General features: G+C 72.1%; 23 protein-coding genes. 17 read left to right on the top strand and 6 right to left on the bottom strand.

Going from position 1 to position 22371, the window contains the following annotated elements; translation table 11 throughout:
* The first annotated feature begins 88 nt into the window (after positions 1-88).
* From RM446_RS13995 to truA, 8 genes are all read left to right on the top strand, one after another.
* The gene (locus RM446_RS13995) at positions 89-550 is read left to right on the top strand and encodes a DUF1707 SHOCT-like domain-containing protein (RefSeq protein WP_311545715.1); all 462 of its coding nucleotides are present in this window, start codon (positions 89-91) and stop codon (positions 548-550) included.
* A 283-nt stretch (positions 551-833) separates the two neighbouring features.
* Entirely contained in the window at positions 834-1055 is a 222-nt protein-coding gene (infA, locus tag RM446_RS13990; protein ID WP_017593374.1) for a translation initiation factor IF-1, read from the top strand.
* Positions 1056-1122: 67 nt separating this feature from the next.
* Positions 1123-1236, top strand: coding sequence for a 50S ribosomal protein L36 (rpmJ, locus tag RM446_RS13985; protein WP_040274893.1), 114 nt, complete (start codon positions 1123-1125; stop codon positions 1234-1236).
* A gap of 212 nt (positions 1237-1448) precedes the next feature.
* On the top strand, positions 1449-1829 hold the full coding sequence (gene rpsM, locus RM446_RS13980) for a 30S ribosomal protein S13 (protein ID WP_311545714.1): 381 nt from the start codon (positions 1449-1451) through the stop codon (positions 1827-1829).
* An 82-nt stretch (positions 1830-1911) separates the two neighbouring features.
* A complete protein-coding gene (gene rpsK, locus RM446_RS13975; protein WP_156001680.1) occupies positions 1912-2316 on the top strand; it encodes a 30S ribosomal protein S11 in 405 nt (134 codons plus the stop codon).
* A 130-nt stretch (positions 2317-2446) separates the two neighbouring features.
* The gene (locus RM446_RS13970; RefSeq protein ID WP_311545713.1) at positions 2447-3466 is read left to right on the top strand and encodes a DNA-directed RNA polymerase subunit alpha; all 1020 of its coding nucleotides are present in this window, start codon (positions 2447-2449) and stop codon (positions 3464-3466) included.
* 106 nt (positions 3467-3572) lie between these two features.
* Entirely contained in the window at positions 3573-4103 is a 531-nt protein-coding gene (gene rplQ / locus RM446_RS13965; protein ID WP_311545712.1) for a 50S ribosomal protein L17, read from the top strand.
* Positions 4104-4226: 123 nt separating this feature from the next.
* Positions 4227-5075 (top strand): tRNA pseudouridine(38-40) synthase TruA, encoded by an 849-nt coding sequence (truA, locus tag RM446_RS13960; RefSeq protein ID WP_311545711.1) that lies wholly within the window; start codon positions 4227-4229, stop codon positions 5073-5075.
* A 125-nt stretch (positions 5076-5200) separates the two neighbouring features.
* Here truA and RM446_RS13955 read toward each other — a convergent pair whose 3' ends face one another.
* Positions 5201-6082, bottom strand: coding sequence for a hypothetical protein (locus tag RM446_RS13955; RefSeq protein WP_311545710.1), 882 nt, complete (start codon positions 6080-6082; stop codon positions 5201-5203).
* A gap of 108 nt (positions 6083-6190) precedes the next feature.
* Here RM446_RS13955 and RM446_RS13950 point away from each other — a divergent pair, with 108 nt between their 5' ends.
* From RM446_RS13950 to glmM, 4 genes are all read left to right on the top strand, one after another.
* Complete coding sequence (locus RM446_RS13950; RefSeq protein WP_311545709.1) at positions 6191-7273, top strand: hypothetical protein; 1083 nt, start codon at positions 6191-6193, stop codon at positions 7271-7273.
* A 718-nt stretch (positions 7274-7991) separates the two neighbouring features.
* Complete coding sequence (gene rplM / locus RM446_RS13945; protein ID WP_311545708.1) at positions 7992-8441, top strand: 50S ribosomal protein L13; 450 nt, start codon at positions 7992-7994, stop codon at positions 8439-8441.
* A gap of 35 nt (positions 8442-8476) precedes the next feature.
* Entirely contained in the window at positions 8477-8992 is a 516-nt protein-coding gene (gene rpsI / locus RM446_RS13940) for a 30S ribosomal protein S9 (protein ID WP_311545707.1), read from the top strand.
* Positions 8993-9220: 228 nt separating this feature from the next.
* Positions 9221-10567, top strand: a complete 1347-nt coding sequence (glmM, locus tag RM446_RS13935) for a phosphoglucosamine mutase (RefSeq protein WP_311545706.1) — start codon at positions 9221-9223, stop codon at positions 10565-10567.
* A gap of 78 nt (positions 10568-10645) precedes the next feature.
* On the opposite strand, the gene RM446_RS13930 is transcribed toward glmM, so the two are convergent.
* Genes RM446_RS13930 through RM446_RS13920 form a run of 3 tightly spaced genes read right to left on the bottom strand, consistent with a single transcriptional unit; the run spans position 10646 to position 13655 of the window.
* Entirely contained in the window at positions 10646-11485 is an 840-nt protein-coding gene (locus RM446_RS13930) for an ABC transporter ATP-binding protein (protein WP_311545705.1), read from the bottom strand.
* Complete coding sequence (locus RM446_RS13925) at positions 11482-12597, bottom strand: FecCD family ABC transporter permease (RefSeq protein ID WP_311545704.1); 1116 nt, start codon at positions 12595-12597, stop codon at positions 11482-11484. Before RM446_RS13925 ends, RM446_RS13930 begins: the two co-directional genes overlap by 4 nt.
* Complete coding sequence (locus tag RM446_RS13920; RefSeq protein ID WP_311545703.1) at positions 12594-13655, bottom strand: FecCD family ABC transporter permease; 1062 nt, start codon at positions 13653-13655, stop codon at positions 12594-12596. Before RM446_RS13920 ends, RM446_RS13925 begins: the two co-directional genes overlap by 4 nt.
* Positions 13656-13798: 143 nt before the next feature.
* On the opposite strand from RM446_RS13920, the gene RM446_RS13915 reads away from it, so the two are divergent.
* Positions 13799-14812, top strand: a complete 1014-nt coding sequence (locus RM446_RS13915) for an iron-siderophore ABC transporter substrate-binding protein (RefSeq protein ID WP_311545702.1) — start codon at positions 13799-13801, stop codon at positions 14810-14812.
* Between the two features lie 99 nt (positions 14813-14911).
* On the opposite strand, the gene glmS is transcribed toward RM446_RS13915, so the two are convergent.
* Positions 14912-16762: a glutamine--fructose-6-phosphate transaminase (isomerizing) gene (glmS, locus tag RM446_RS13910; protein WP_311545701.1), complete on the bottom strand. Its 1851-nt coding sequence runs from the start codon at positions 16760-16762 to the stop codon at positions 14912-14914.
* A 358-nt stretch (positions 16763-17120) separates the two neighbouring features.
* On the opposite strand from glmS, the gene RM446_RS13905 reads away from it, so the two are divergent.
* On the top strand, positions 17121-18710 hold the full coding sequence (locus RM446_RS13905; RefSeq protein WP_311545700.1) for a COG1361 S-layer family protein: 1590 nt from the start codon (positions 17121-17123) through the stop codon (positions 18708-18710).
* A 161-nt stretch (positions 18711-18871) separates the two neighbouring features.
* Entirely contained in the window at positions 18872-19777 is a 906-nt protein-coding gene (coaA, locus tag RM446_RS13900; RefSeq protein WP_311545758.1) for a type I pantothenate kinase, read from the top strand.
* A 57-nt stretch (positions 19778-19834) separates the two neighbouring features.
* Here the strand turns inward: coaA and RM446_RS13895 are convergent, their stop codons facing one another.
* Positions 19835-20386, bottom strand: a complete 552-nt coding sequence (locus tag RM446_RS13895; RefSeq protein WP_311545699.1) for a DUF4913 domain-containing protein — start codon at positions 20384-20386, stop codon at positions 19835-19837.
* Positions 20387-20801: 415 nt separating this feature from the next.
* Here RM446_RS13895 and RM446_RS13890 point away from each other — a divergent pair, with 415 nt between their 5' ends.
* Complete coding sequence (locus RM446_RS13890) at positions 20802-21512, top strand: alpha/beta fold hydrolase (protein ID WP_311545698.1); 711 nt, start codon at positions 20802-20804, stop codon at positions 21510-21512.
* Positions 21513-21655: 143 nt separating this feature from the next.
* On the top strand, positions 21656-22339 hold the full coding sequence (locus RM446_RS13885; RefSeq protein WP_311545697.1) for a Uma2 family endonuclease: 684 nt from the start codon (positions 21656-21658) through the stop codon (positions 22337-22339).
* Positions 22340-22371 lie beyond the last annotated feature (32 nt).

Raw genomic sequence — 22371 nt, 5'->3', positions numbered from 1 at the left:
GAAGCGGTACCGGGGCCGGGTCCGTCGCCTACGATGGGCGGTGCGGGCGGGCCTGCCGTTCTCGTGCGGATGCTGGAGGAGATGGGCGATGCCGGAGTCCTCACCCGAGATGCGGGCATCCGACAGCGACCGCGACCTGGTGGCCAAGCTGCTCCAGCGGCACTTCGCCGAGGGTCGGCTCGATGGCGAGGAGTTCAACGTCCGCCTGGAGAGGGCCTACAACGCGCGTACCCGCGCCGAGTTGGAAGCGCTCACAACCGATCTGCCCGAGGGCGAGCTGATCGGTCAGCCGCCCGACGACCAGCCATCGCCGGCGCCGGTCGTCGGCGCCGAAGGCGGGCTGCTGCGCGATCCCGCGCTGGCGATCCCGTGGGCGCTGTGGGCCGGGGTGAACGTGCTGTGCTTCACCATCTGGCTGATCCTGTTCCTCACCGGAACATCCGAGGGGTATCCGTGGTTCGTGTGGGTGCTGGTTCCATGGGGTATCGTAATGGCGTTCATCACCCTGGCGCTGGCGGCCGTGAACCGCGGCGGGCCGCAGAGCGGCTAGCCGCACGCATCCGCGGCCGTGCACGTGGTCCGGTGCGCTCGTGGGGCACGTCCTCGCGGCCGGTCGGCAGCACCCGCGCAAGAGGGTAGAATGGCTATGCCCACACTCGGGCTGTTGGGTCGGGCTGCCCGCCATCGCCCGCGTCCGCTCGGCGCACGCGGGTAGCTGACGCAGTCGACCTGATCTCTCAGTGTTCGCTATCGCTTCAGCAGTGCCCGGGCGCAATGCTCGGGTCATTCCGTATGTTCCCCGTTTTCCGACGGGGATGGTCCCGGTGGAGGATATGGCTAAAAAAGACGGCGCCATCGAAATCGAGGGCTCCGTTATCGAGTCCCTACCCAACGCAATGTTCCGAGTGGAGCTCGACAACGGGCACAAGGTCCTTGCCCACATCAGCGGCAAGATGCGCATGCACTACATCCGCATCCTTCCCGACGACCGAGTCGTCGTAGAGCTGAGCCCGTACGACCTGACGCGCGGGCGCATCGTTTACCGATACAAGTAGTTCGCCACCGTCGCCGGGGCCTCCGGCGGTAGCGGTGACGCACGAGTTCCATGAGTTCGGAGCCACCATGAAGGTCAAGCCGAGCGTCAAGAAGATCTGCGCCAAGTGCCGGGTGATCCGCCGCCACGGCACGATCATGGTCATCTGCTCGGACCCGCGCCACAAGCAGCGCCAGGGCTAGTTCCCCGCAGCTGCCCGGCGCGTTCTTGAGCGCAGTGCACTGACGATACGAGACTGCCCCCGCGGCCAGCTGCGGAGGCGCACAGACGGTCCTGTCCCGATCCCTCCGCGAGGAAGGGACAACCCCCGGTCGGAGGCCGGGGCCTCGTCGATGGGCGACGAGAGGGTGGGACGGGTACAACCTCCGTATAGAGAATCGAGGAGTTCGCCCATATGGCACGCATCGCCGGCGTCGACCTCCCCCGCGAGAAGCGGGTGGAGATCGCCCTCACCTACGTCTACGGGATCGGGCGCACCCGCGCGGTCGAGACCCTCCAGAACACGGGCGTCAGCTCCGAGACCCGGGTCCACGCGCTGAGCGAGGACGACCTCGTGAAGCTGCGCGACTGGATCGACGCCAACTACCAGGTCGAGGGCGACCTGCGGCGCGAGGTCCAGGGCGACATCCGCCGCAAGATGGAGATCGGCAGCTACCAGGGCATGCGCCACCGCCGCGGCCTGCCGGTGCACGGACAGCGCACGCAGACCAACGCGCGCACCCGCAAGGGCAAGAAGAAGACCGTGGCCGGCAAGAAGAAGGTCGGAAAGAAGTAAGTAGTCCGTCCTCACCGACCGGCCGCCGCGCCGATGCGGCCGGACACCGCGAACGGACCGATGATCTTGGGAGTTTTCAGGTATGCCGCCTAAGGGCCGTCAGAGCACTGCACGCAAGGTGCGCCGCAAGGAAAAGAAGAATATTTCCCATGGCCACGCGCACATCAAGAGCACCTTCAACAACACGATCGTGAGCATCACCGACCCCAACGGCGCGGTGATCTCCTGGGCCAGCTCCGGCCAGGTCGGGTTCAAGGGCTCGCGCAAGTCCACCCCGTTCGCCGCGCAGATGGCCGCCGAGGCCGCGGCCCGCCGCGCGCAGGAGCACGGGGTGCGCAAGGTCGACGTCTTCGTGAAGGGCCCCGGCTCCGGCCGCGAGACCGCGATCCGCTCCCTCACGGCGACCGGCCTGGAGGTCGGCTCCATCCAGGACGTCACGCCGGTGCCGCACAACGGCTGCCGTCCGCCGAAGCGCCGCCGGGTCTGACACCGGCGGAGCGCCGCGCTGCCACCGCGCCCTGAGGGCGTACACGGGCAGGGCAGATCGGGCCCCGCGACCGCGGGGCCGTCCAGTGGCCGTCAAATAGCGGGCGGCCCGGGGAAAGGAATCATCCACCATGTTGATCGCTCAGCGTCCGACGCTTTCCGAGGAGTCCCTCGGCGAGTTCCGGTCCAAGTTCGTCATCGAACCGCTGGAGCCGGGCTTCGGTTACACGATCGGCAACTCGCTGCGCCGCACCCTGCTGTCTTCCATCCCGGGGGCAGCGGTCACCAGCATCCGCATCGAGGGAGTCGAGCACGAGTTCACCACCGTGCCCGGCGTGAAGGAGGATGTCACCGAGCTCATCCTCAACCTCAAGGGCCTCGTCATCAGCTCCGAGCACGACGAGCCCGTGCTGATGTACCTGCGCAAGCAGGGCCCCGGTGTGGTCACCGCCGCGGACATCGCTCCGCCGGCGGGCGTCGAGGTGCACAACCCCGACCTGCACATCGCGACCCTCAACGGCAAGGGCAAGCTGGAGATGGAGCTGACGGTCGAGCGCGGCCGCGGCTACGTCTCGGCGACGCAGAACAAGCAGCCCGGCCAGGAGATCGGGCGCATCCCGATCGACTCGATCTACTCGCCGGTGCTGCGCGTCACCTACAAGGTCGAGGCCACCCGTGTGGAGCAGCGCACGGACTTCGACCGGCTGATCGTGGACATCGAGACCAAGCCCAGCATCCGGCCCCGCGACGCGGTCGCCAGCGCGGGCAAGACCCTGGTCGAGCTGTTCGGCCTGGCGCGCGAGCTCAACGTCGACGCCGAGGGCATCGACATGGGCCCCTCGCCCACGGACGCGGCCCTGGCCGCCGATCTGGCCCTGCCCATCGAGGACCTGAACCTGACGGTGCGGTCCTACAACTGCCTCAAGCGCGAGGGCATCCACACTGTGGGAGAGCTCGTCGCCCGCTCCGAGCAGGACCTTCTCGATATAAGGAACTTCGGCGCGAAGTCCATCGAAGAGGTCAAGCAGAAGCTCATCGACATGGGGCTGTCGCTGAAGGACTCCCCGCCCGGGTTCGACCCGAGCAGCGCGGCCGACTCCTACGGCTCCGAGGACGACGACGAGTCGTTCGTCGAGACGGAGCAGTACTAGAAGTAGGACGCCGGCGCTCTGCGCCGCAGTGTTTCCAAGCCGTCGCAATGGTCCCCGCCGCGCCCCCGCGGCGCGGCGGGGACCGCACCACTAGGAGAACGACACCATGCCCACGCCGACCAAGGGGCCCCGCCTGGGGGCCGGCCCGGCACATGAGCGGCACATGCTGGCGAACCTGGCGACCTCGCTGTTCCAGCACGGCCGGATCAAGACCACCGAGACCAAGGCCAAGCGGCTGCGTCCGTACGCCGAGAAGCTCATCACCCTGGGCAAGCGCGGGGACCTGCACGCTCGGCGGCAGGTGCTGACCAAGATCACCGACAAGGCCGTCGTGCACGAGCTGTTCACCGCGATCGGCCCGCGCTACGAGAACCGCAACGGCGGCTACACCCGCATCACCAAGATCGGACCGCGCAAGGGCGACAACGCCCCCATGGCCGTGATCGAGCTGGTCGAGGCCGGCCCGGCGACGCCGCCCGCCACGCGCACCTCGCAGGCCGCGGCCCAGGCGGAGCCCGCCCAGGCCGAGAAGGCCGAGGCCGCCGAGCAGGAGGCCCCGGCTCAGGAAGCCGAGGCTCAGGAAGCCGAGGCCGCCGAGGGCACCGGGCAGTCCGCCGAGTCGTCCGAAGACAAGTAGCAGCGACCAGCAGGCACTGCCGCAGGCCGCAACCGGGTGCCCGGTTCCCGCAGGACGGGACCGGGCATCTGTGCGTTGTGTGCGCCCCGGCCGGGCCCGCGCAGGAGGGTGTGGCGTCCGCGCATGGGTGAGACCGCCGAGGTCCGGCTGCGGCTGGACATCGCCTACGACGGCACCGACTTCTCCGGCTGGGCCGAGCAGCCCGACCGGCGCACCGTGCAGGGAGAGCTGCAGGCGGCGCTGAGCCGCGTCCTGCGGCTGGAGCCCGAGTACACGCGGCTGACCGTCGCGGGACGCACCGACTCGGGCGTGCACGCCCGAGGTCAGGTCGCCCACCTGGACGTACCCAAGGCCCTGTGGGCCGCGGAGGGTTCCGAGCGGCTGCTGCGACGCCTGGCGGGCGTGCTGCCGCCCGACGTGCGCGTGAGCGGCGCCGGCGCCGCGCCCGAGGGCTTCGACGCCCGCTTCTCGCCGCTGTACCGCCGCTACGTCTACCGCGTCAGCGACGCGCCCGGCGGCGTCGACCCGCTGCGGCGGCGGGAGGTGCTGTGGAACCGCCGCCCGCTCGACGTGGACGCGATGAACCGGGCGGCCGGAGGCCTGGTCGGCGAGCACGACTTCGCCGCCTACTGCCGCCGGCGCGAGGGCGCCACCACGGTCCGCGAGCTGCTGCGCCTGGAGTGGCGCCGGGAGGGCGGGCACCTCTGCGCGGCCACCGTCCAGGCAGACGCGTTCTGCCACAACATGGTGCGCGCCCTGGTCGGCGCGATGCTGGCGGTCGGCGAGGGCCGCCGCGGAGAGGACTGGCCCGCGCAGGTGCTCGGCGCCGGAGTGCGGGACTCCGCGGTCCACGTGGTCGCGCCGCACGGCCTTACCCTGGAGGAGGTCGCCTACCCGGCCCCGGAGGAGATGGCCGCCCGCGCCGCCGCCACCCGCCGCGTCCGCACCCTCCCCGCCGCACCTCCGACGTGAAGGGGGCGGCCGGGCGGGCGCCCTCCGCCCGGCCCGCCTCGCGAACGCGGCGCCCCCGGTTCTTCAGGGGGCCGGGGCCGAGGACCGAGCGCGCCCTGCCCTTCGGGCGGCCGCCGCCCCCGCGGTCACACGTTCTCGCCCAGGGAGTTCAGCGGGACGTCCAGGAAGTCTTCACTGACCTCGGCCATCTCGTCCGCGCGGCTTTCGTTGACGCGGCCGTCGCTGGCCGCCGCCAGGGAGAAGGCCAGGTAGGGGCCCCAGCGGGCGCCCGAGCCGTGGCCGCCGGCGACGCCCATCCGCTCGGCGCCACTGCCCTCCTCGCCCTTGAGGCCCGCGAACCACTGCGCGGAGCCGAGGTCCTGCTCCTGCTCCGCAGTCTGGGCCTCTTCAGGGCTGCCCATCGCCGCGATGCCGACGGTGACCGCGGTCGTCCCGTCCTCCTCGCCGACGTAGGTCGCGCGAACGATCTGCTGGCAGTTGTTGCCGGTCAGCACGTCGCCGTAGTCGCCGTGGGCGGCGGTCTGGCATTCGTCGGTGTCGTCGGTGGTACTCAGAGTGAAGGACTGGCCCGCTACCTCCACGGACTCGGGGAACAGGTCGCTGGTCTCCAGGTCCGTCGGGGTGTCGGGTGCCTCGCCGGCGGCAAGGTCGGCGCCGGAGCCCGCGCCGCTGGTCGCGATGAAGAACGCACCGCCGCCGCCCAGCAGCAGGATCGCCACGAAGCCCGCCACCAGCAGCATGTTGCCGCCGAGGAGGTTTCGGCGCCCCCCGCCGTAGTCGTCGTCGATGTCGGACAGGTCGATCTCGGCCGTGCTGTGCCCGCCCGCGCCCGCACGGGAGTCGTCGCGGAACATGGGGCGGCCGCCGAAGTCGTCCTCGACCCGGTTGACGTTCTGGGTGGCGCCGTCGTCGGCGACCGCGTTCATGTTCTGCGTGGACGCGCCGGCGTCGGCCGGGAACAGCGGTTCCTCGTCGACCCCCTCCGGGGTGGGTGTACCGGGTGCCACGACGCGGCCCTGAATGGGCTGGTTCGGGTTGTACGGCGGCTGCGGCGCGCCGGGCGGCTGCTGAGGCTGCCGGGCGCCGCCGGGCGCGCCCGGCGGCGCCTGGCCGGGATGCGGCTGTCCGGGGTTGGCGGCGCCCGGCGGGGGCGGCCACTGGCCGGCGGGGCCGCCCCCGCCGGGAGGCGGCTGCTGAGGCTGCTGCTGGTAGGGCTGCTGCGGCCCAGGCGCCTGGGCTGCCGGAAGACTCGGGCGCTGCTGCGGGCCCTGCTGGGTCATGCCGCCGGGCGCGCCGTAGCCCCCCGGCTGCTGCGGTTGCCCCTGCTGGACGGGATGACCCTGCGGCCCTGGGTGGTGGCCCTGCTGGGGCGGAGCGGCCCGGCCGGGCTGCGGCTGCCCGGGCGCGCCCGGGGGCACACCGCCCGGCTGCTGCGGACCCGCGTGGGGTGGCTGTTGGGGGCCGTGGGGGCCGTGGGGGCCGGGTTGCCCGGGCTGCTGCTGCCACGCCTGCCGGGGCCCCGAGCGCGGTCCCCCGGGCGGCTGCTGGCCGCCGGAGGGGTGCTGGTGGGGCTGCTGGGGCCCGGAGGAAGGTACCTGGCCCGGGGCGCCCGGCTGCGGCTGTTGAGGGGCGCCGGGCGGAGGGGCCTGGCCGTGCCCGGGGTAACCGGTGGGCGGCTGCGGCGCGCCGGGGTGCTGCGGCGCCGCAGCACCGCCCTGGTGGGGCTGCTGGGGCCCGGAGGGGGGAACCTGGCCCGGGGCGCCCGGCTGCGGCTGCTGAGGGGCGCCGGGCGGTACCTGTCCCCCGGAGCCCCCGCCGTGCGGCTGGGGATACGGCGGCTGCTGCCCGCCGGACGGGCCGTAGGGGGTCTGCTGGGGGTACTGGGGGTACTGGGGGTACTGGCCGGCGGGCGCCTGCGGCCCCGAAGGCCCGCCCGGCGGCGGCGCACCCCCGGGCGGGCCCGGCTGCGGTCCGGGAGGGGGCGTGTTCGGCGCCTGGGGTGCGCCGCCGGCCGGCGGCGCCATCGGGGCCAACGGGCTCTGTCCACCCGGGTCGGGCACTCCGCCGAGGAGGTCTCCGCCGTCCGCGGGCGCTCCCTGGTGCGGCTGCTGCGGCCCAGGGGACGCGGGGTTATCAGCGGAGTCCGGATGAGTGGCTCCGTGCCGCGGATCAGGGCGGCCGTCGTTCGGCTCGTTTGAATGCGGTGTGATGGCGGTACTCCGAAGACTGTCCTGGGGGAGACGGATGGGGTGGAGGGCAGGCGGTCGCCTTCTCGTCTGCCCGGCCGGGGACTGCGGTCGCGGCCGCACGCTCCCGGTCGGGCGGCCGGCGTCAGGTGGTGTCGGCGGCCCGCCGCCGCGGCGCTGCCGCCGTTCTTGTCGGCGGTTCCGGGCGGCCGCCGCGGCGGAGCAGCGCTGGGGGCGCTTCGCGCTCGACCGGTGCGATCGACGGTGCGGGCCCGAGGATAACCCCTCGGACGCCGGGTGCGCCGTTCCGGAGCCCGGAGCGGCGGGTGCGGGAGCCGCGGACGCCCGGTGGTCCGCGGCGGCGGAGCTTGCTGGTGTGGTGGCGGGTGGGACGGTCGGCGTGCGGACAAAGCACTCGCTGGGCAAGGCATAATGGAAGCGGAGTATTCATTGGTCGCCGTGCCGCTGCGGGTCCGTGCATGACTCGGCAGTGTATGATCTTCGCTCGCTTTGACCAGCAGTGCGTCCGATCGATAGTATATTCCGTTGTTGTGCGTTGAGTTGCCGTGGGCTCCCGTATGCTCTTTCGCGGGTGCAGGCCACGCATCCTCCGCACCCACTCGCCGGTTGGCCGCCCTGGCAAGGGCGTGGCACCCGGCCCAGCAATTACGAGTTCTCCATCTCCGTCCGCGGGGATGGGCCCCGCCGACTGAGACGAAGGCTTACGATCGTGCGCACATACAGCCCTAAGCCCAGCGATGTCCAGCGTCAGTGGCACGTCATCGACGCCAGCGATGTCGTGCTCGGGCGGCTGGCCAGCCACGTCGCCACTCTGCTCCGAGGCAAGCACAAGACCTACTACGCGCCGCACATCGACACCGGCGACTTCGTGATCGTCGTGAACGCCGGCAAGGTGGCGCTGACCGGCAACAAGCTGCAGCAGAAGCGCGCCTACCGGCACTCCGGTTACCCCGGCGGTCTGCGCTCGGTCGCCTACAGCGAGCTCCTTGAGAAGCACCCGGAGCGGGCCATCGAGAAGGCGGTCAAGGGCATGCTGCCGAAGGGCTCTCTGGGCCGCCAGATGGCCAAGAAGCTCAAGGTCTACGCCGGGGCGGAGCACCCGCACCAGGCGCAGCAGCCGGTGCCCTACGAGTTGAAGAAGATCGATCAGCCCGCCTAGGCGTTCGCGAGACTGAAGGAAGTACGAGGAGAACCGTGGTCGAGCCGACCGGTATCGAAGACGTCGCAACTCAGGACTTCGAGGGGAATTCCGAGGACTTCCCTGCTGAGTACACCAGCGAGACCCCCGAGGGCGCGGCCGCCGGGTACGTCCCGACCGCTTCCGGCCCGGGTGCCGGCACGGGTCGGCGCAAGCAGGCGATCGCCCGCGTCCGCATCACGCCCGGATCGGGTGAGTGGAAGGTCAACGGCAAGTCGCTGGAGGACTACTTCCCCGACAAGGTGCACCAGCAGGTCATCAAGGAGCCGCTGGTCGCCCTTGGCTTCGAGGGTGCCTATGACGTCTTCGCCCGGCTCAACGGCGGTGGCCCCAGCGGCCAGGCCGGTGCGCTGCGCCACGGCCTCGCCCGCGCCCTCTCCGGGCTGGACGCCGAGAACAACCGCCCGGTGCTGAAGAAGGGCGGCTTCCTCACCCGCGACGACCGCGAGGTCGAGCGGAAGAAGGCCGGCCTGAAGAAGGCCCGCAAGGCTCCGCAGTACTCCAAGCGCTAAGCGCTCGGCCGCGACGCCGCCGGCTCCGGTCGGCGCGTCCGGTCACGGCCCGCCTTTCCTCCGGAGTGTTCCGGCTGGTCTGAGCGGGCCGTACGTTTTTCGCCGGTGCATCCTGATTCGGCGCATTCGTGCGGGTACCTCGGCCGACCGGGCTACCGTCCCGGCGGTCGCGGGGCCGTGGGGGATGGGTCCGGTCCGCTACTACCCAGACGAAGGGGCGATTGATCCGTGACTCGGCTGTTCGGTACCGACGGAGTCCGCGGGGTCGCGGGTCGCGACCTCACCGCCGCTCTGGCGCTGGAGCTGTCCATCGCCGCAGCGCGGGTGCTGCCAGGTGAGTACGTCGTCGGGGAGCGCCCCATAGCGGTCGTGGGCCGCGACCCCCGGGCCTCGGGCGAGTTCCTGGAGGCCGCGGTCGTCGCCGGGCTCGCGAGCGCCGGTGTGGACGTCGTGCGGCTGGGAGTGCTGCCCACGCCGGCTGTCGCCCATCTCACCGCCGAGATGGACGCCGACTTCGGCGTGATGCTCTCGGCGAGTCACAACCCGGCGCCCGACAACGGCATCAAGTTCTTCGGACGCGGCGGGCACAAGCTTCCCGACGCCGTCGAGGACGACATCGCCGCGGCCCTGAAGGATCCCGCCGAGGGTGCCGTCGGCCCGGGCGTGGGGCGCGTCACCGACGCCGCCGACAGCGCCGAGCGCTACATCCGCCACGTGGTGGGCACGGTCCCGCACCGGCTGGACGGGCTGCGCGTGGTGGTCGACTGCGCCAAAGGGGCCGCCTCCGCGGTCTCACCCGAGGCGCTGCGGCGCGCGGGCGCCGACGTCGTCACCCTGCACGACGACCCCGACGGGCTGAACATCAACCACGACTGCGGCTCGACCCACCTGGACGACCTGCGCGCCGCCGTGGTCGGCCACGGGGCCGACGCCGGCATCGCCCACGACGGCGACGCCGACCGCTGCCTGGCGGTGGCCGCCGACGGTTCGGTGGTCGACGGCGACCAGATTATGGGCATCCTCGCGCTGGAGCTGCACGAATCCGGCCGGCTTGCGGAGGACACCCTGGTCATCACGGTGATGTCCAACCTCGGGCTGAAGCTGGCCATGCGCGAGGCGGGGATCACGGTGGTCGAGACCCCCGTGGGCGACCGCTACGTGCTGGAGGCGATGCGCGAGGGGGGCTACTCGCTGGGGGGCGAGCAGTCCGGCCACGTGGTGATCACCAACCACGCCACCACCGGCGACGGCCTGCTGACGGCGCTGCACCTGCTGAGCGCGATGAGCCGCCGCGGCCTGGGACTGGACGAGCTGGCCAAGGTGATGACCCGGCTGCCGCAGGTCCTGATCAACGTGCGCGGGGTGGACAAGGCCCGCGCGAAGTCCTCGGAGGCGCTGGCCGAGGCCGTGTCCGCCGCGGAGGCCGAGCTGGGCGAGACCGGCCGCGTGCTGATCCGTCCCAGCGGCACCGAGCCGATGGTCCGGGTCATGGTCGAGGCGGCCGCCGAGGCGCACGCTCACGAGGTCGCCGAGCGCCTCGCCGGAGTGGTGCGCGAGGACCTGGAGATCAGCTAGGCGCTGTCGGGGTCCCAGGCGCCTAACCCCGTTGATCTTGTAGCTATCGTGAAGGAAAACGATTTCCGTTTGCGATGGCTACAAGATCGACGGCGATGTGCCGGTGTCGTGGGCGCTGACCGGGACGACCAGCGGCGTGCCCGAGACGGGGTCGGGGACCACAGCGCACCGCAGTCCGAAGACCTCGGCTAGCAGCTCGGGGGTGAGGACTTCCTCGGCCGGGCCCTCGGCGCGGACCGCGCCCCGGGACATGGCGACCAGCCGGTGGGCGTAGCGCGCGGCCAGGTTCAAATCGTGCAGCACCATCACCACGGTGCGCCCGTGCCGCTCGTTGAGCTCGCGAACCAGGTCCAGCACCTCGATCTGGTGGGCGAGGTCGAGGAAGGTGGTGGGCTCGTCCAGCAGCAGCAGATCGGTCTCCTGGGCCAGGGCCATGGAAATCCACGCGCGCTGGCGCTGGCCCCCCGACAGCTGCTCCAGGGTGCGGTCGGCGCAGTCCAGCATCCCGGTGAGTTCCAGCGCGTGCGAGACCGCCGCACGGTCGCCCGAGGACCACTGCCGGTACCAGCTCTGGTGCGGGTGGCGTCCGCGTGCGACCAGGTCGGCGACGGCCAGTCCCGGAGGCGCCTGCGGCGACTGCGGGAGCACCGCGACGGTGCGGGCGACGTCGCGGGGAGGCACCGAGCGTATCGGGCGGCCGTCCAGCACGACGCGGCCCGCCGCGGGCCGCAGCAGTCGCCCAAGCGCCCGCAGCAGAGTGGATTTGCCGCAGCCGTTCGGGCCGATCATGGCGGTCACCGCATGGTCGGGCACCGCGAAGTCGAGGTCGCGCGAGACGACGGCGTCGCCGTAGGCCAGCGTGACCCGCTCCGCGCGCAGCCGCGCGGGCTCGCCGAGTGAGCGGTCGTCGGGGGTCATAGCCGGGCCTCCCGGTGTCGTACGACGATCAGGTACATCAGGAAGGGCGCGCCCAGCACGGCGGTGAACACGCCGACGGGGAGTTGCGTGGGCGCGAACAGCCCGGCCGCCAGCTGATCGGCGACCAGCGTCAGCGCGCCGCCGAGAAGCATCGAGGTGAACGGGGGCGGCTGGGCGCAGCGGCACACCCGCAGCGCGATCTGGGGTGCCGCCAGCGCGACGAAGTTGACCGGTCCGGCCGCCGCGGTGGCTACGCACACCAGCAGCGCGGCGACCATCAGCAGCACGAGCCGCGCTGCGCTGACCCGCACGCCCAGCCCGAGAGCGGCGTCGTCGCCCAGACCCAGCGCGCCGAGCGTGCGGCTCGCCCCTAGGGCCACCGGGATGATGACCGCGAGGGCGAGGGCGGCACCTCCGGCGCGGTCCCAGTCGGCCGCGTGCAGACTGCCGGTGATCCAGGTCTGGGCGCGTGCGGCGCTTTGCAGGTCGGTCCAGGTGATGATCCAGTAGACGAGGTTCGCGCAGGTCAGCGAGACGGCGATGCCGACCAGGAGGAGCCGGTTGCTGTGTACGCCGGCGCGCCAGGACAGCCCGAATACCGCGGCCGCCGCGGCGAGCCCGCCGGCGATCGCCCCCGCCGGGACCCCTAACTGGGCCGCGGCCCCGCTGATCCCGCCGGCGCTGCCGCCGAACACGATCACGGTGACAGCGCCGATCGCCGCGCCCCAGCCGATGCCCAGCGTGTCGGGGCTTGCCAGCGGGTTGCGGGCGAGGGACTGCAGGACGGCACCGGAGAGCCCCAGCGCGAAGCCGACGAGGGCGCCGGTGAGCGCGCGCGGCATGCGCAGTTCGAGGACGATGAAGCGCTGGCCGGAGTCACCCCCTCCCAGGAGTACCGCCGCGACCTCGGACAGGCCCACGTCGCTTGAGTCGAAGGCCACCAGGGCCCGCAGGAAGGCGGCGGTCAGCAGCGCGGCGACCCCGAGGCACACCAGGGCCGCGCGGGGCCGCCAGGGCCACGACGCGGCGCCGATGCGCAGCGCCGGGCGGTCCAGCCCGGAGCCGGGCGGCGGGCGGCGCGCCGACTCGGGGGCGGGAGCGGGCGCTCTCACAGTTCGATCAGCCTCCTGCGGCGCACCAGCGCGATGAAGAAGGGGCCGCCCATGACGGCGAGCACGATTCCCACCTCGACCTCGCCGGAGCCGCGCACGACGCGTCCCACCACGTCGGCGGCGAGGATGAGCGCGGCGCCGCAGAGCGCCGCGTAGGGCACCATCCACCGGTGGTCGGGCCCGGTGACGGCGCGCGCGGCGTGCGGCGCCATCAGGCCCAGGAACCCGATCGGTCCGGCGGCGGCGACGGCTGCGCCGCACAGCAGTGCGATGGCGGCGACGCCGGAGGCGCGGATCAGCCGCACCCGGTGCCCCAGGGCGGTGGCGACGTCGTCGCCCAGCGCCAGGGCGTTCATGCCGCGCGTCCCGGCCAGCGCCAGTGCCGCGCCGGCGGCGGCGAAGGGCAGGATCTGGTGCACGACCTCCGCGGGGCGGCCGCTGAGCGATCCCACGCGCCAGAAGCGGTAGACCTCCAGGCTTCGCTCGTCCAGCAGGACGACGGCCGAGGTGATCGCGCTGAGGAGGGCGGTCATGGCTGCGCCGGCCAGCAGCAGGGTCATCGGCGTGGGACCGCGCGCCCCGCCGGAGGCGATCGAGAACACGGCGACGCTCGCGGCCAGCGCGCCCCCGATGGCGAACCAGACGTAGGCCGAGAGGTCGCTGAGCCCGAGCAGGAAGACGCTGAGCACGACGGCGCACGCCGCACCGTAGGCCACGCCCAGCAGGCTCGGGTCGGCGATGGGGTTGCGGGTGTGGCTCTGCATCAGGACGCCGGCCGCGCCCAGCGACGCCCCCACGACCAGGCCGAGCAGGGTGCGGGGAAGGCGCAGTCCGTGCACGATCGCGCCCGCCTCGCCGCCGTCGGGGGCCACGAGCCCGCGCCAGACCTCAGCGGGGGCGAGGCCGCGCGCGCCCACGGCGACGCTGAGCACCGTGCACAGCACGAGTGCGCCCAGCAGCAGCCCCAGGGCCGCCAGGCGGCGCCGGACCCCGGGTCCGGCGCCGGCCGCCGCGGAATCGAGGGCGCCGCGCGGCGGGGCGACCGGGCTCGTTCTCACCGCGCCAACCCTCTCCTTCGCCGACCGACTGCGAACACACGCTGGACAAAACGTCGCAAAACTCACATACTTCCAGTTTCACGACGCGAGTCGTGCATTAGGCAAGACGAACCTAATCTACCGTGAACTGCAAAGGGAGACCGATGGCGCCCACCGCTCGCCCGCGCACGACCGCGCGGATGCTCGCGACCGCATCCGCAGCCGCAGTGCTGACTCTCGCGACCGCATGCGGATCGGACGCCGGTGGCGGCGACGCCTCCCAAGGTCAGGACGGCGGCTCCGAGGGCTTCCCCGTCACCGTCGAACACGCCATGGGCGAGACGAGGATCGAGCAGCGGCCCGAGACCGTCGTGGTGCTCGACACCAGCTACCTCGACTCCGCGGTCGGCCTTCAGGCGGAGGTCGTCGGCCGCACCGCCTACTCCGACGGCGGCGGGCTGCGCGACTACCTGGGCGGCGAGGGGCGGACCTATGCCGGCGACGCCGAGGTCGTGGGAACGCTGGAGGCTCCCGACCTCGCCAAGATCGCCGAGCTGGGCCCCGACCTGATCCTCTCGGCCAAGGTCCGCCACGAGGACGTCTACGACCAGCTGTCCAAGATCGCTCCGACGGTGTTCTCCGAGACCACCGGCGCGACGTGGAAGCAGAACCACCTGCTGGCCGGCGAGGCTCTGGGCAAGGAGGACATGGCCGAGAAGCAGATCGCCGGCTACGAGGAGCGGGCCGCGAGCCTGGGCGAGGCCGTCGCCGAGGAGAACGGCGGCGAGATGCCCACCATGACGCTCGCCCGCTTCGCCGGCGAGCCGACCGTGCGCCTCTACGGGCCGGAGTCCTTCCCCGGCATCATCCAGAAGGACGTGGGCCTGCCCCGCCCCGGGGGCGCCCCGATGCCCGAGGACGGCGGCATCGCCGCCAACCTCGCCCCCGAGGAGATCCTCGACCTCGACGCCGACCACATCATGGTCTCAACGTGGGACGACGGCAGCGGGGAGGCGGCGGAGAAGGCCGAGGACTTCACATCCAACCCGCTGTGGGACCAGCTCGAAGGCGAGAAACACGAGGTCTCCGACGAGGTGTGGCTCACCTCGGTCAGTGTCCAGGGCGCCGATGCGGTGCTCGACGACATGGCCGGCGTCTTCGGCGTGCAGGCGCCCTAGCTAGCGGCGCCGGGAGAAGACAGCCGCGGAAAGGCCCGCCGGTCCCGGAGCAGGCTCCGGGACCGGCGGGCCCCGCGTGTGCAGGCGCCGACCGGGCCCCTACTCGACGGTCACGCTCTTGGCGAGGTTGCGCGGCTGGTCGACGTCGTTGCCCTTGGCCAGCGCCAGCTCGCAGGCGAACACCTGCATCGGGATCGACGAGACGATCGGCTGCAGCAGGGTCGGCACAGCCGGGATCTCGATCAGCTCGTCGGCGAAGGGCCGCACGCTCTCGTCGCCCTCCTCGGCGATGACGATCGTGCGGGCGCCGCGGGCCCGGATCTCCTGGATGTTGGACACGATCTTGTCGTGCAGCACCCCGCGCCCCTCGCGCGAGGGCACCACGACGACCACCGGAAGGCCGTCCTCGATCAGCGCGATCGGGCCGTGCTTGAGCTCGCCGGCCGCGAAGGCCTCGGCGTGCATGTAGGCCAGCTCCTTGAGCTTGAGCGCGCCCTCCAGCGCCACGGGGTAGCCCACATGGCGGCCGAGGAAGAGCACGGTGCCCGAGTCGGCCAGCGAACGGGCGAGGTCGCGCACCGGTCCGACCGTGCCCAGGACCCTCTCCACCTGCTCGGGCATGTTGGCCAGTTGCTCGATGACGGCGTTGATCTCGTCGCCGAACTTGGTGTTGCGCACCTGGGCCAGGTACAGCCCGATCAGGTAGCAGGCCACCAGCTGGGTCAGGAACGTCTTGGTGGCCGCGACGCCCACCTCCGGTCCGGCGTGGGTGTAGAGCACGCCGTCGGACTCGCGCGGGATCGTCGATCCGTTGACGTTGCAGATCGCCAGCACGCGGGCGCGCTGCTCGCGGGCGTAGCGCACCGCCATCAGCGTGTCCATGCTCTCGCCCGACTGCGAGATGGCGATCACCATGGTCTGCCGGTTGAGGATGGGGTCGCGGTAGCGGAACTCGCTGGCGACCTCGACCTCGCACGGGACGCGGCACCAGTGCTCGATCGCGTACTTGGCGATCAGGCCCGCATGATAGGAGGTCCCGCAGGCGATGATGACGATCTTCTCGATTTCGCGGAGCTCGGACGGTGCCAGCCGCATCTCGTCGAGGGTGAGCGTCCCGTCGACGGCCACGCGGCCCAGGAGGGTGTCGGCCACCGCCTGCGGCTGCTCGACGATCTCCTTGAGCATGAAGTAGTCGTAGCCGCCCTTCTCGGCGGCCGAGGCGTCCCAGTCGACGTGGTACTCGCGCACCGGGGCGGGGTTGCCGTCGTAGTCGGTGACCGCCACCGAGTCCCGGCGCAGCTCCACCACTTGGTCCTGGCCCAGCTCGACTGCGTCGCGGGTGTGGGCGATGAAGGCGGCGACGTCGCTGGCGAGGAAGTTCTCGCCGTCGCCGCGCCCGACCACCAGCGGCGAGTTGCGGCGGGCAGCCACGACCAGGTCGGGGTCGCCTGCGTGCATCGCGACCAGGGTGAAGGCGCCCTCCAGGCGGCGGCAGACCGCGCGCATGGCGGCGGCCAGGTCGTCGCCCTGCTCCTTGACCTCCTCGCCGAGCAGGTGGGCGGCCACCTCGGTGTCGGTCTCCGAGGAGAACTTGCAGCCGCGCTCTTCCAGCTCCAGGCGCAGCGAGGCGAAGTTCTCGATGATGCCGTTGTGGATCACCGCCACCCTGTTGTCGTTGTCGACGTGGGGGTGAGCGTTGACGTCGGTCGGGGCGCCGTGGGTGGCCCAGCGGGTGTGCCCGATCCCGATGCCGTCGGCCGAGCGCGGCGCCTCGGACAGGGCCGCCTTCAGGTTGGCGAGCTTGCCGGCGCGCTTCTCGGTGTCCATCCGGCCGTCCGCCAGAACGGCGACTCCCGCGGAGTCGTACCCGCGGTACTCCAACCTTTTGAGGCCGTCGACGACGACCTCAAGCGCCGGTTGCGGCCCGACGTAGCCAACGATTCCGCACATGAGGGCAAGCGTAGGCGATGAACGGCTTCCGGCCGACCACCCGGATCCCATACCAATAAGAGTTTCCGCAGGTAAGGGTATAGACCATTTGGTGGCTGCGGTAAGACCGCGCACGTCAGAGGCCCTGTGGCGCTCCGGAGGAGCCGCCGGGTGCTCTCCGGTGAACAGCGGGAGAATTATCCGCGGTTGTCCGAGGCGGCCGACGGGTCTCGGTGCGCCGCGTGTCGGTGCGGCGACGTTAAGCAGAGGATAAAGATCGCCCAATCGCCGTGTATCGCCCCGTGTCCGTCGCCCGTCCGCACTCCGGCCGGGGCCCAGGATCGGATCCTGTCCGCTCAGCCCATCCGACGGGGACGACATGCGCAAGGCAGCAACAGGTGCACCGGCCCGCGCCGCCTGGACGGCGGCGGCGCTGGCGCTGGTGCTGGCGGGGAGCTGGCCGGCGGCCGGGCCGACCTCGGCGGAGCCCGCCGACCTGGCGGCTTCGACCGGCGGGTCCGCCGAACCGCCGCCGGAGCGCGTGCACCAGCAGGCCCCGGTTCTGGGCATCTCCAAGAGCGTCTCGCCGAACCCGATGATCGCCGGCGACGAGGCGACCTACACGGTCACGGTCACCAACAGCGGCGACGAGGCGGCCGAGGACGTCACGGTGACCGACACGCTGGACGGCGACCTCGACTTCGCCTCCTCCCCGGACTGCACCGCCTCCGGGCAGGTGGTGACCTGCGGCGGGGACGGCACGACGATCGCACCCGGAGGCTCGGCGACCTACCAGATCACCGTGCGGGTCGACCCGGGGGTCTCCGACGGCACGAACATCACCAATCCGGCGGAGGCCGCCGCCTCCAACGCCCAAGGGGCCCGGACGCAGAACATCGCGCAGACGCAGACCCTGACCGACGTGGAGATCACCAAGACCGGCGACCCGGCGACGGTGAACCCGGACGGCACCATCACCTACACGATCGTCGTCACCAACAACGGCCCCTCGGACGCGGTGGAGGTCTTCGTTCAGGACCCGACGAACGGCAACCTGACCACGATCGAGAGCCTGCCCGGCCGGTGCCCGCCGAGCGGGCTCGCCATCAGCTGCGACCTCGGCACGCTGGCCCCCGGCGACGCGGTCGAGTTGGAGGTCACCGTCTCCGTCAACCCGGGCGTCGCGCCGGGAACCGAGATCGTCAACTGCGCAACGGTCTACACCGGGTCCCGGGAATCGGACACGGGCAACAACGACTCCTGCGCCACCACCGTCGTCGGGCCGATCGGGGACGCCGAGGCCGACCTGGCGGTCGCGGAGACCGGACCGGCCACGGTGCAGCCGGACGGCACGATCACCTATGCGGTCTCGGTCACCAACAACGGTCCCGACACGGCGGAGAGCGCGGTGTTGGAGGACGCGCTCGACATCGACCACACCGCGGTCGAGACCCTGCCGCAGCAGTGCGCGGCCGTCGGCTCGTCCGTCCGGTGCTCCCTCGGGGACCTGGAAGCGGGGGAGACCGTCGAGCTCACCGTCGTCCTGCGCGTAGACGCCGACGACGAACCGGGCACGCTGATCAACAACTGCGCCGAGGCGCACACGCCGACTGCGGAGAGCACGACCGGCAACAATGCGGCGTGCGTCCAGACGGAGATCGAGGGCGGCACGCCGAGCCCGTCGCCGTCGCCGTTGCCGAGCCCGACGGACGGCCCCTCACCGTCGCCGAGTCCGACGGACGATCCCGCGCCGACACCCGGTCCCACCGACAGCCCGGCCCCCGGGCCGACGGATGAGCCGACGGAGGGCCCCGACGGCTACGGCTACGACGGCGCGGGCCCGGGCGGCGCCGCATTGCCCGTGACCGGCGCCGGCGCCGCGGCGCTCTGCGCGGCGGGTCTCCTGGCCGCCGCCTCCGGCCTCGTACTGCGCTTGACGGGTGGTTGCAGGCTCCGGACCAGCGTGTAGCCGTCCGCGCGATCGTCCGGTGGTGGTGCGGGGAAACGGCATCCCGCACCACCATCGGGCCCTTCCCTGCGCTGTCCCGGGGGAGGGCGCCGCCGTCCGAGAGGACTCGTCTAGTGTGGGCAGGCGTGGCTTCGACGAAGAACGGCTTCTCAACGCCGTATGTGGAACTCGACCGGCCGGCATGGGCGGCGCTGCGCGATACGACACCGCTCCGGCTGACTGAGGACGACCTCGAAGCGCTGCGGGGCACCACCGATCCCACGTCGCTCGACGACGTGCGCGACATCTACCTCCCGCTCTCCAGACTGCTCAACCTCTATGTCAACGCGACCCGGCAGCGGCACGCCGCGGTGCGGGGGTTCCTGGGCGAGGGCGACCAGCCGATGCCGTTCGTCATCGGCGTCGCCGGCAGTGTGGCGGTGGGCAAGTCGACCACCGCCCGCCTGCTGCGCACGCTGCTGGCGCAGTGGCCCGACCACCCGAACGTGGAGCTGGTCAGTACCGACAACTTCCTCTACCCCAACGCGGTCCTGCAGGACCGGGGCATCATGAACCGCAAGGGGTTCCCGGAGAGCTACGACCGGCGGGCGCTGGTGCGGTTCGTGTCGGAGATGAAGGCCGGCGCGCCGCGGATGGAGATCCCGGTCTACTCCCACCTCGCCTACGACCTGGTCCCCGGCGAGACGCAGACGGTGCAGCGGCCCGACATCCTCATCCTCGAAGGCATCAACGTGCTCCAGCCGCCGCTGCCGGGGCGGCTCGCGGTGGCCGACTTCTTCGACTTCTCGATCTACGTCGACGCCAAGGCGGAGCACATCCGGTCCTGGTACCTGGACCGCTTCCTGGAGCTGCGGCGCACCGCCTTCTCCGACCCGCGCTCCTACTTCCACGCCATGTCCAGCGAGCTGGACGAGGAGCAGGCCGTGGAGTTCGCGACGGGCGCGTGGCGCAGCATCAACGAGGTGAACCTGGTCGAGAACATCGCTCCCACGCGCGGGCGGGCCACCCTGGTGCTGCACAAGGGCGCCGACCACGCGGTCCGCCGGGTGCGGCTGCGCAAGACCTGATGCCTTCGAGGGCGGCGGCGCGGTCCCGGAGGCGCCCCGGGCAGCGCCGCGCGGCACTCAGGCCGGTTCGGAGCGGGTGCCGCCGCGGTGGCCCGTCGTCGCCGAGCACGCGGCGAACGGGCCGCGGGGCGAGCGCAGCCGCTCCAGCACGGGGTCGAGGTGGTCGCGGTGCCACACGGCCGGACCGGAGGGGCCCGACACCCGGGTGTCGCACAGCTCCTCGTACGCCAGGCGCAGGGCGTGCAGCCGGCCGACCGCCTCGTGGTGCTCCCACCACGCCGGGCACCAGGGCGCGCGGCCGGCGGCGCGGTCGCCGTGCAGGTCCTCGCCCGTCCCCGCGTAGACCGGGACCAGGAACTCGTTCACCCAGGTGACCAGGGTCGCCAGCTCGCCTTTGTAGGCGTCGCGGGACATGTTGAAGATGAACGGCGGAGCCTCGTCGCCCTCCTCCTGCTCCGGCGCCGCGGCGAGTTCGGTGAGCTGCGTCTGCAACCGGATGACGTCCGCACCGAGCCGGTGCATGGCGTTCTGCAGGTGTGCCACGCGCTCGAAGAGTCCGTCCCGGTGCGTCCCGCCTTCGGTGGCGAGGCGGTCGTCTGTGGAGGTCATGCGGCAAGTCCCGTGCTGCTGTCCGTGTCCGGGACCAGCGGTCCCGGTCGAGTCGTCACATATGGGCCGGTTGCCGACACCCGGGCGCCGCGCGTGCGGAGGCGTCCGGTGCGGTGGTGCGGGCTACTTCCGACCGTATGCCACATGGCGCGCCGCACTGTCCGGCCGGGCGCGGCTCCCGGTGTCGGCAGCGGCGCCCGGGGGCAGAGGGCCGCTTCCCGCCGGGCGCTCCGCGGTCGGGGGAGTCGGGGGAAATGCGCCGAATCTGCGAATCGCGACGATTTCCATTGCCGGGGCGGTTCCCCGCCCGGGCTCGATGATCATAGGTTTGTCGCGACGGACCTACTGGTGAGGGGTGCCGGGGAGAGTACGGGGGCCTCCAGGCGCCGGGGCCGCGATTCGCGAAGGAAGCGCCATGGACTACGTCCTCGTACACGGAACCACGCAGTCCCCCCGGGGCTGGGACCGGCTCGCCGCGGCACTGGCCCGGCGAGGGCACCGGGCGGTGGCCGCCGACCTGCTGGAGGGCGGGTCCGACCTCGACGCCGACGGCTACGCGGAGATCGTCGCGAAGCAGGTCGCAACCGAGACGGCGGACCAGGCGGCACGGGAGGGGCGGGGCTCCGGCACGGGGCCCGTCGTGGTCGTGCACTCCGGTGCGGGTGCCCTGGCGTCGGCGCTGGCCACCCGCCTGGGCGCGAGCCGGGTGGTCTGGCTGGCGGCCTTCGTGCCGGACACCGTCCGCGGGCGCAGCCTGCTCAGCGAGATCCAGGGGTCCTCGGCGGAGATGTTCAGCAGCGAGTGGAGCGGTCTGGCCGCTCCGGCCACGGAGGACCCCGTGACGGCGGGCTACTTCCTCTTCCACGACGGCGACCTGGCGACACTGCGCTGGGGCCTGGACACCGTCCGGCTGTTCCAGCCGGCGCGCGTGTACGCCCAGCGGCCCCGCCCCCTCCCGGACGGTGTCGCGTCCACCTACCTGCTCCCGATGCGCGACCGCACCCTTCGCCCGCACTGGATGCGCGTCGCCGCCGAGCTGCGCCTGCGCATCAAGGCCCTGGAGGTCGACGCCGGCCACTGCCCGCACGTCTCGGCGCCCGAGGAGGTCGCCGGCATCATCGGCTGACCGGCACTCCGCCCCGAATCCGCGCCGGAACACGCCTCGTGGCGGCCCGATTCCCCCGGAGCGGCCCGGGTATCCCGGGTATCGTCCGATGAAGGCGATGAGCACGGCGATATGCCGGAAAGCACCGTGACGGGGTGACACGAATGGCTACTCTGGGCGACGAAAGCGATCCGACAGCCGGAGGTAGTGACATGGGCGTGCTCTGCCCGACCGACCCCCAGGCGCGATCGGCCTCCGAGGAAGAGCCGGAGCGGTCCCCCTCGGTCCGCGACTGGCCGATCCCTCCCCCGGAGGGCTACACCGCCGAGGACCTCGACCGGATCCCGGATCTCCCCCCGCACACCGAGCTCATCGACGGGAGCCTGGTCTTCGTGAGTCCGCAGAAACTGTTCCACATGCTGGTGATCGACCACCTGAATGCGGAGCTGAAACGACAGACGCCGCGGCAGCTCCGTTCCCGCCGCGAAATGAGTGTCATCCTCGGCCCCCGGCAGCGGCCCGAGCCCGCCCTCGTCGTCGTGGACGCCTCCGCTGAAGAGAGCTCCGACTTGACGGCGTATCGACCCGAGTCCGTCGTCCTCGCCGTCGAGGTGGTCTCCGAGGAGTCGGAGGTCCGCGACCGCGAGCGCAAGCCCCAGCTGTACGCCCAGGCGGGGATCAAGCACCACTGGCGGGTCGAGAACGAGGGCGGGCGCCCGGTCGTCTACGTCTACGAGCTGGACCCCGCCACCGGCGCCTACGTCGCCACGGGCATCCATCGCGACCGCCTGAAGCTCGCGGTGCCCTTCGACATCGACGTCGACCTCGCCGGGATCGACGACATGTGACGCCCGGCACGGGTAGCGGGGCGGCAGCGGTC

Origin of the sequence: Streptomonospora wellingtoniae (assembly GCF_031845375.1) — a bacterium.
Classification (GTDB): Bacteria; Actinomycetota; Actinomycetes; order Streptosporangiales; family Streptosporangiaceae; genus Streptomonospora; species Streptomonospora wellingtoniae.
This window is presented reverse-complemented; position numbering and strand designations above follow the sequence as displayed.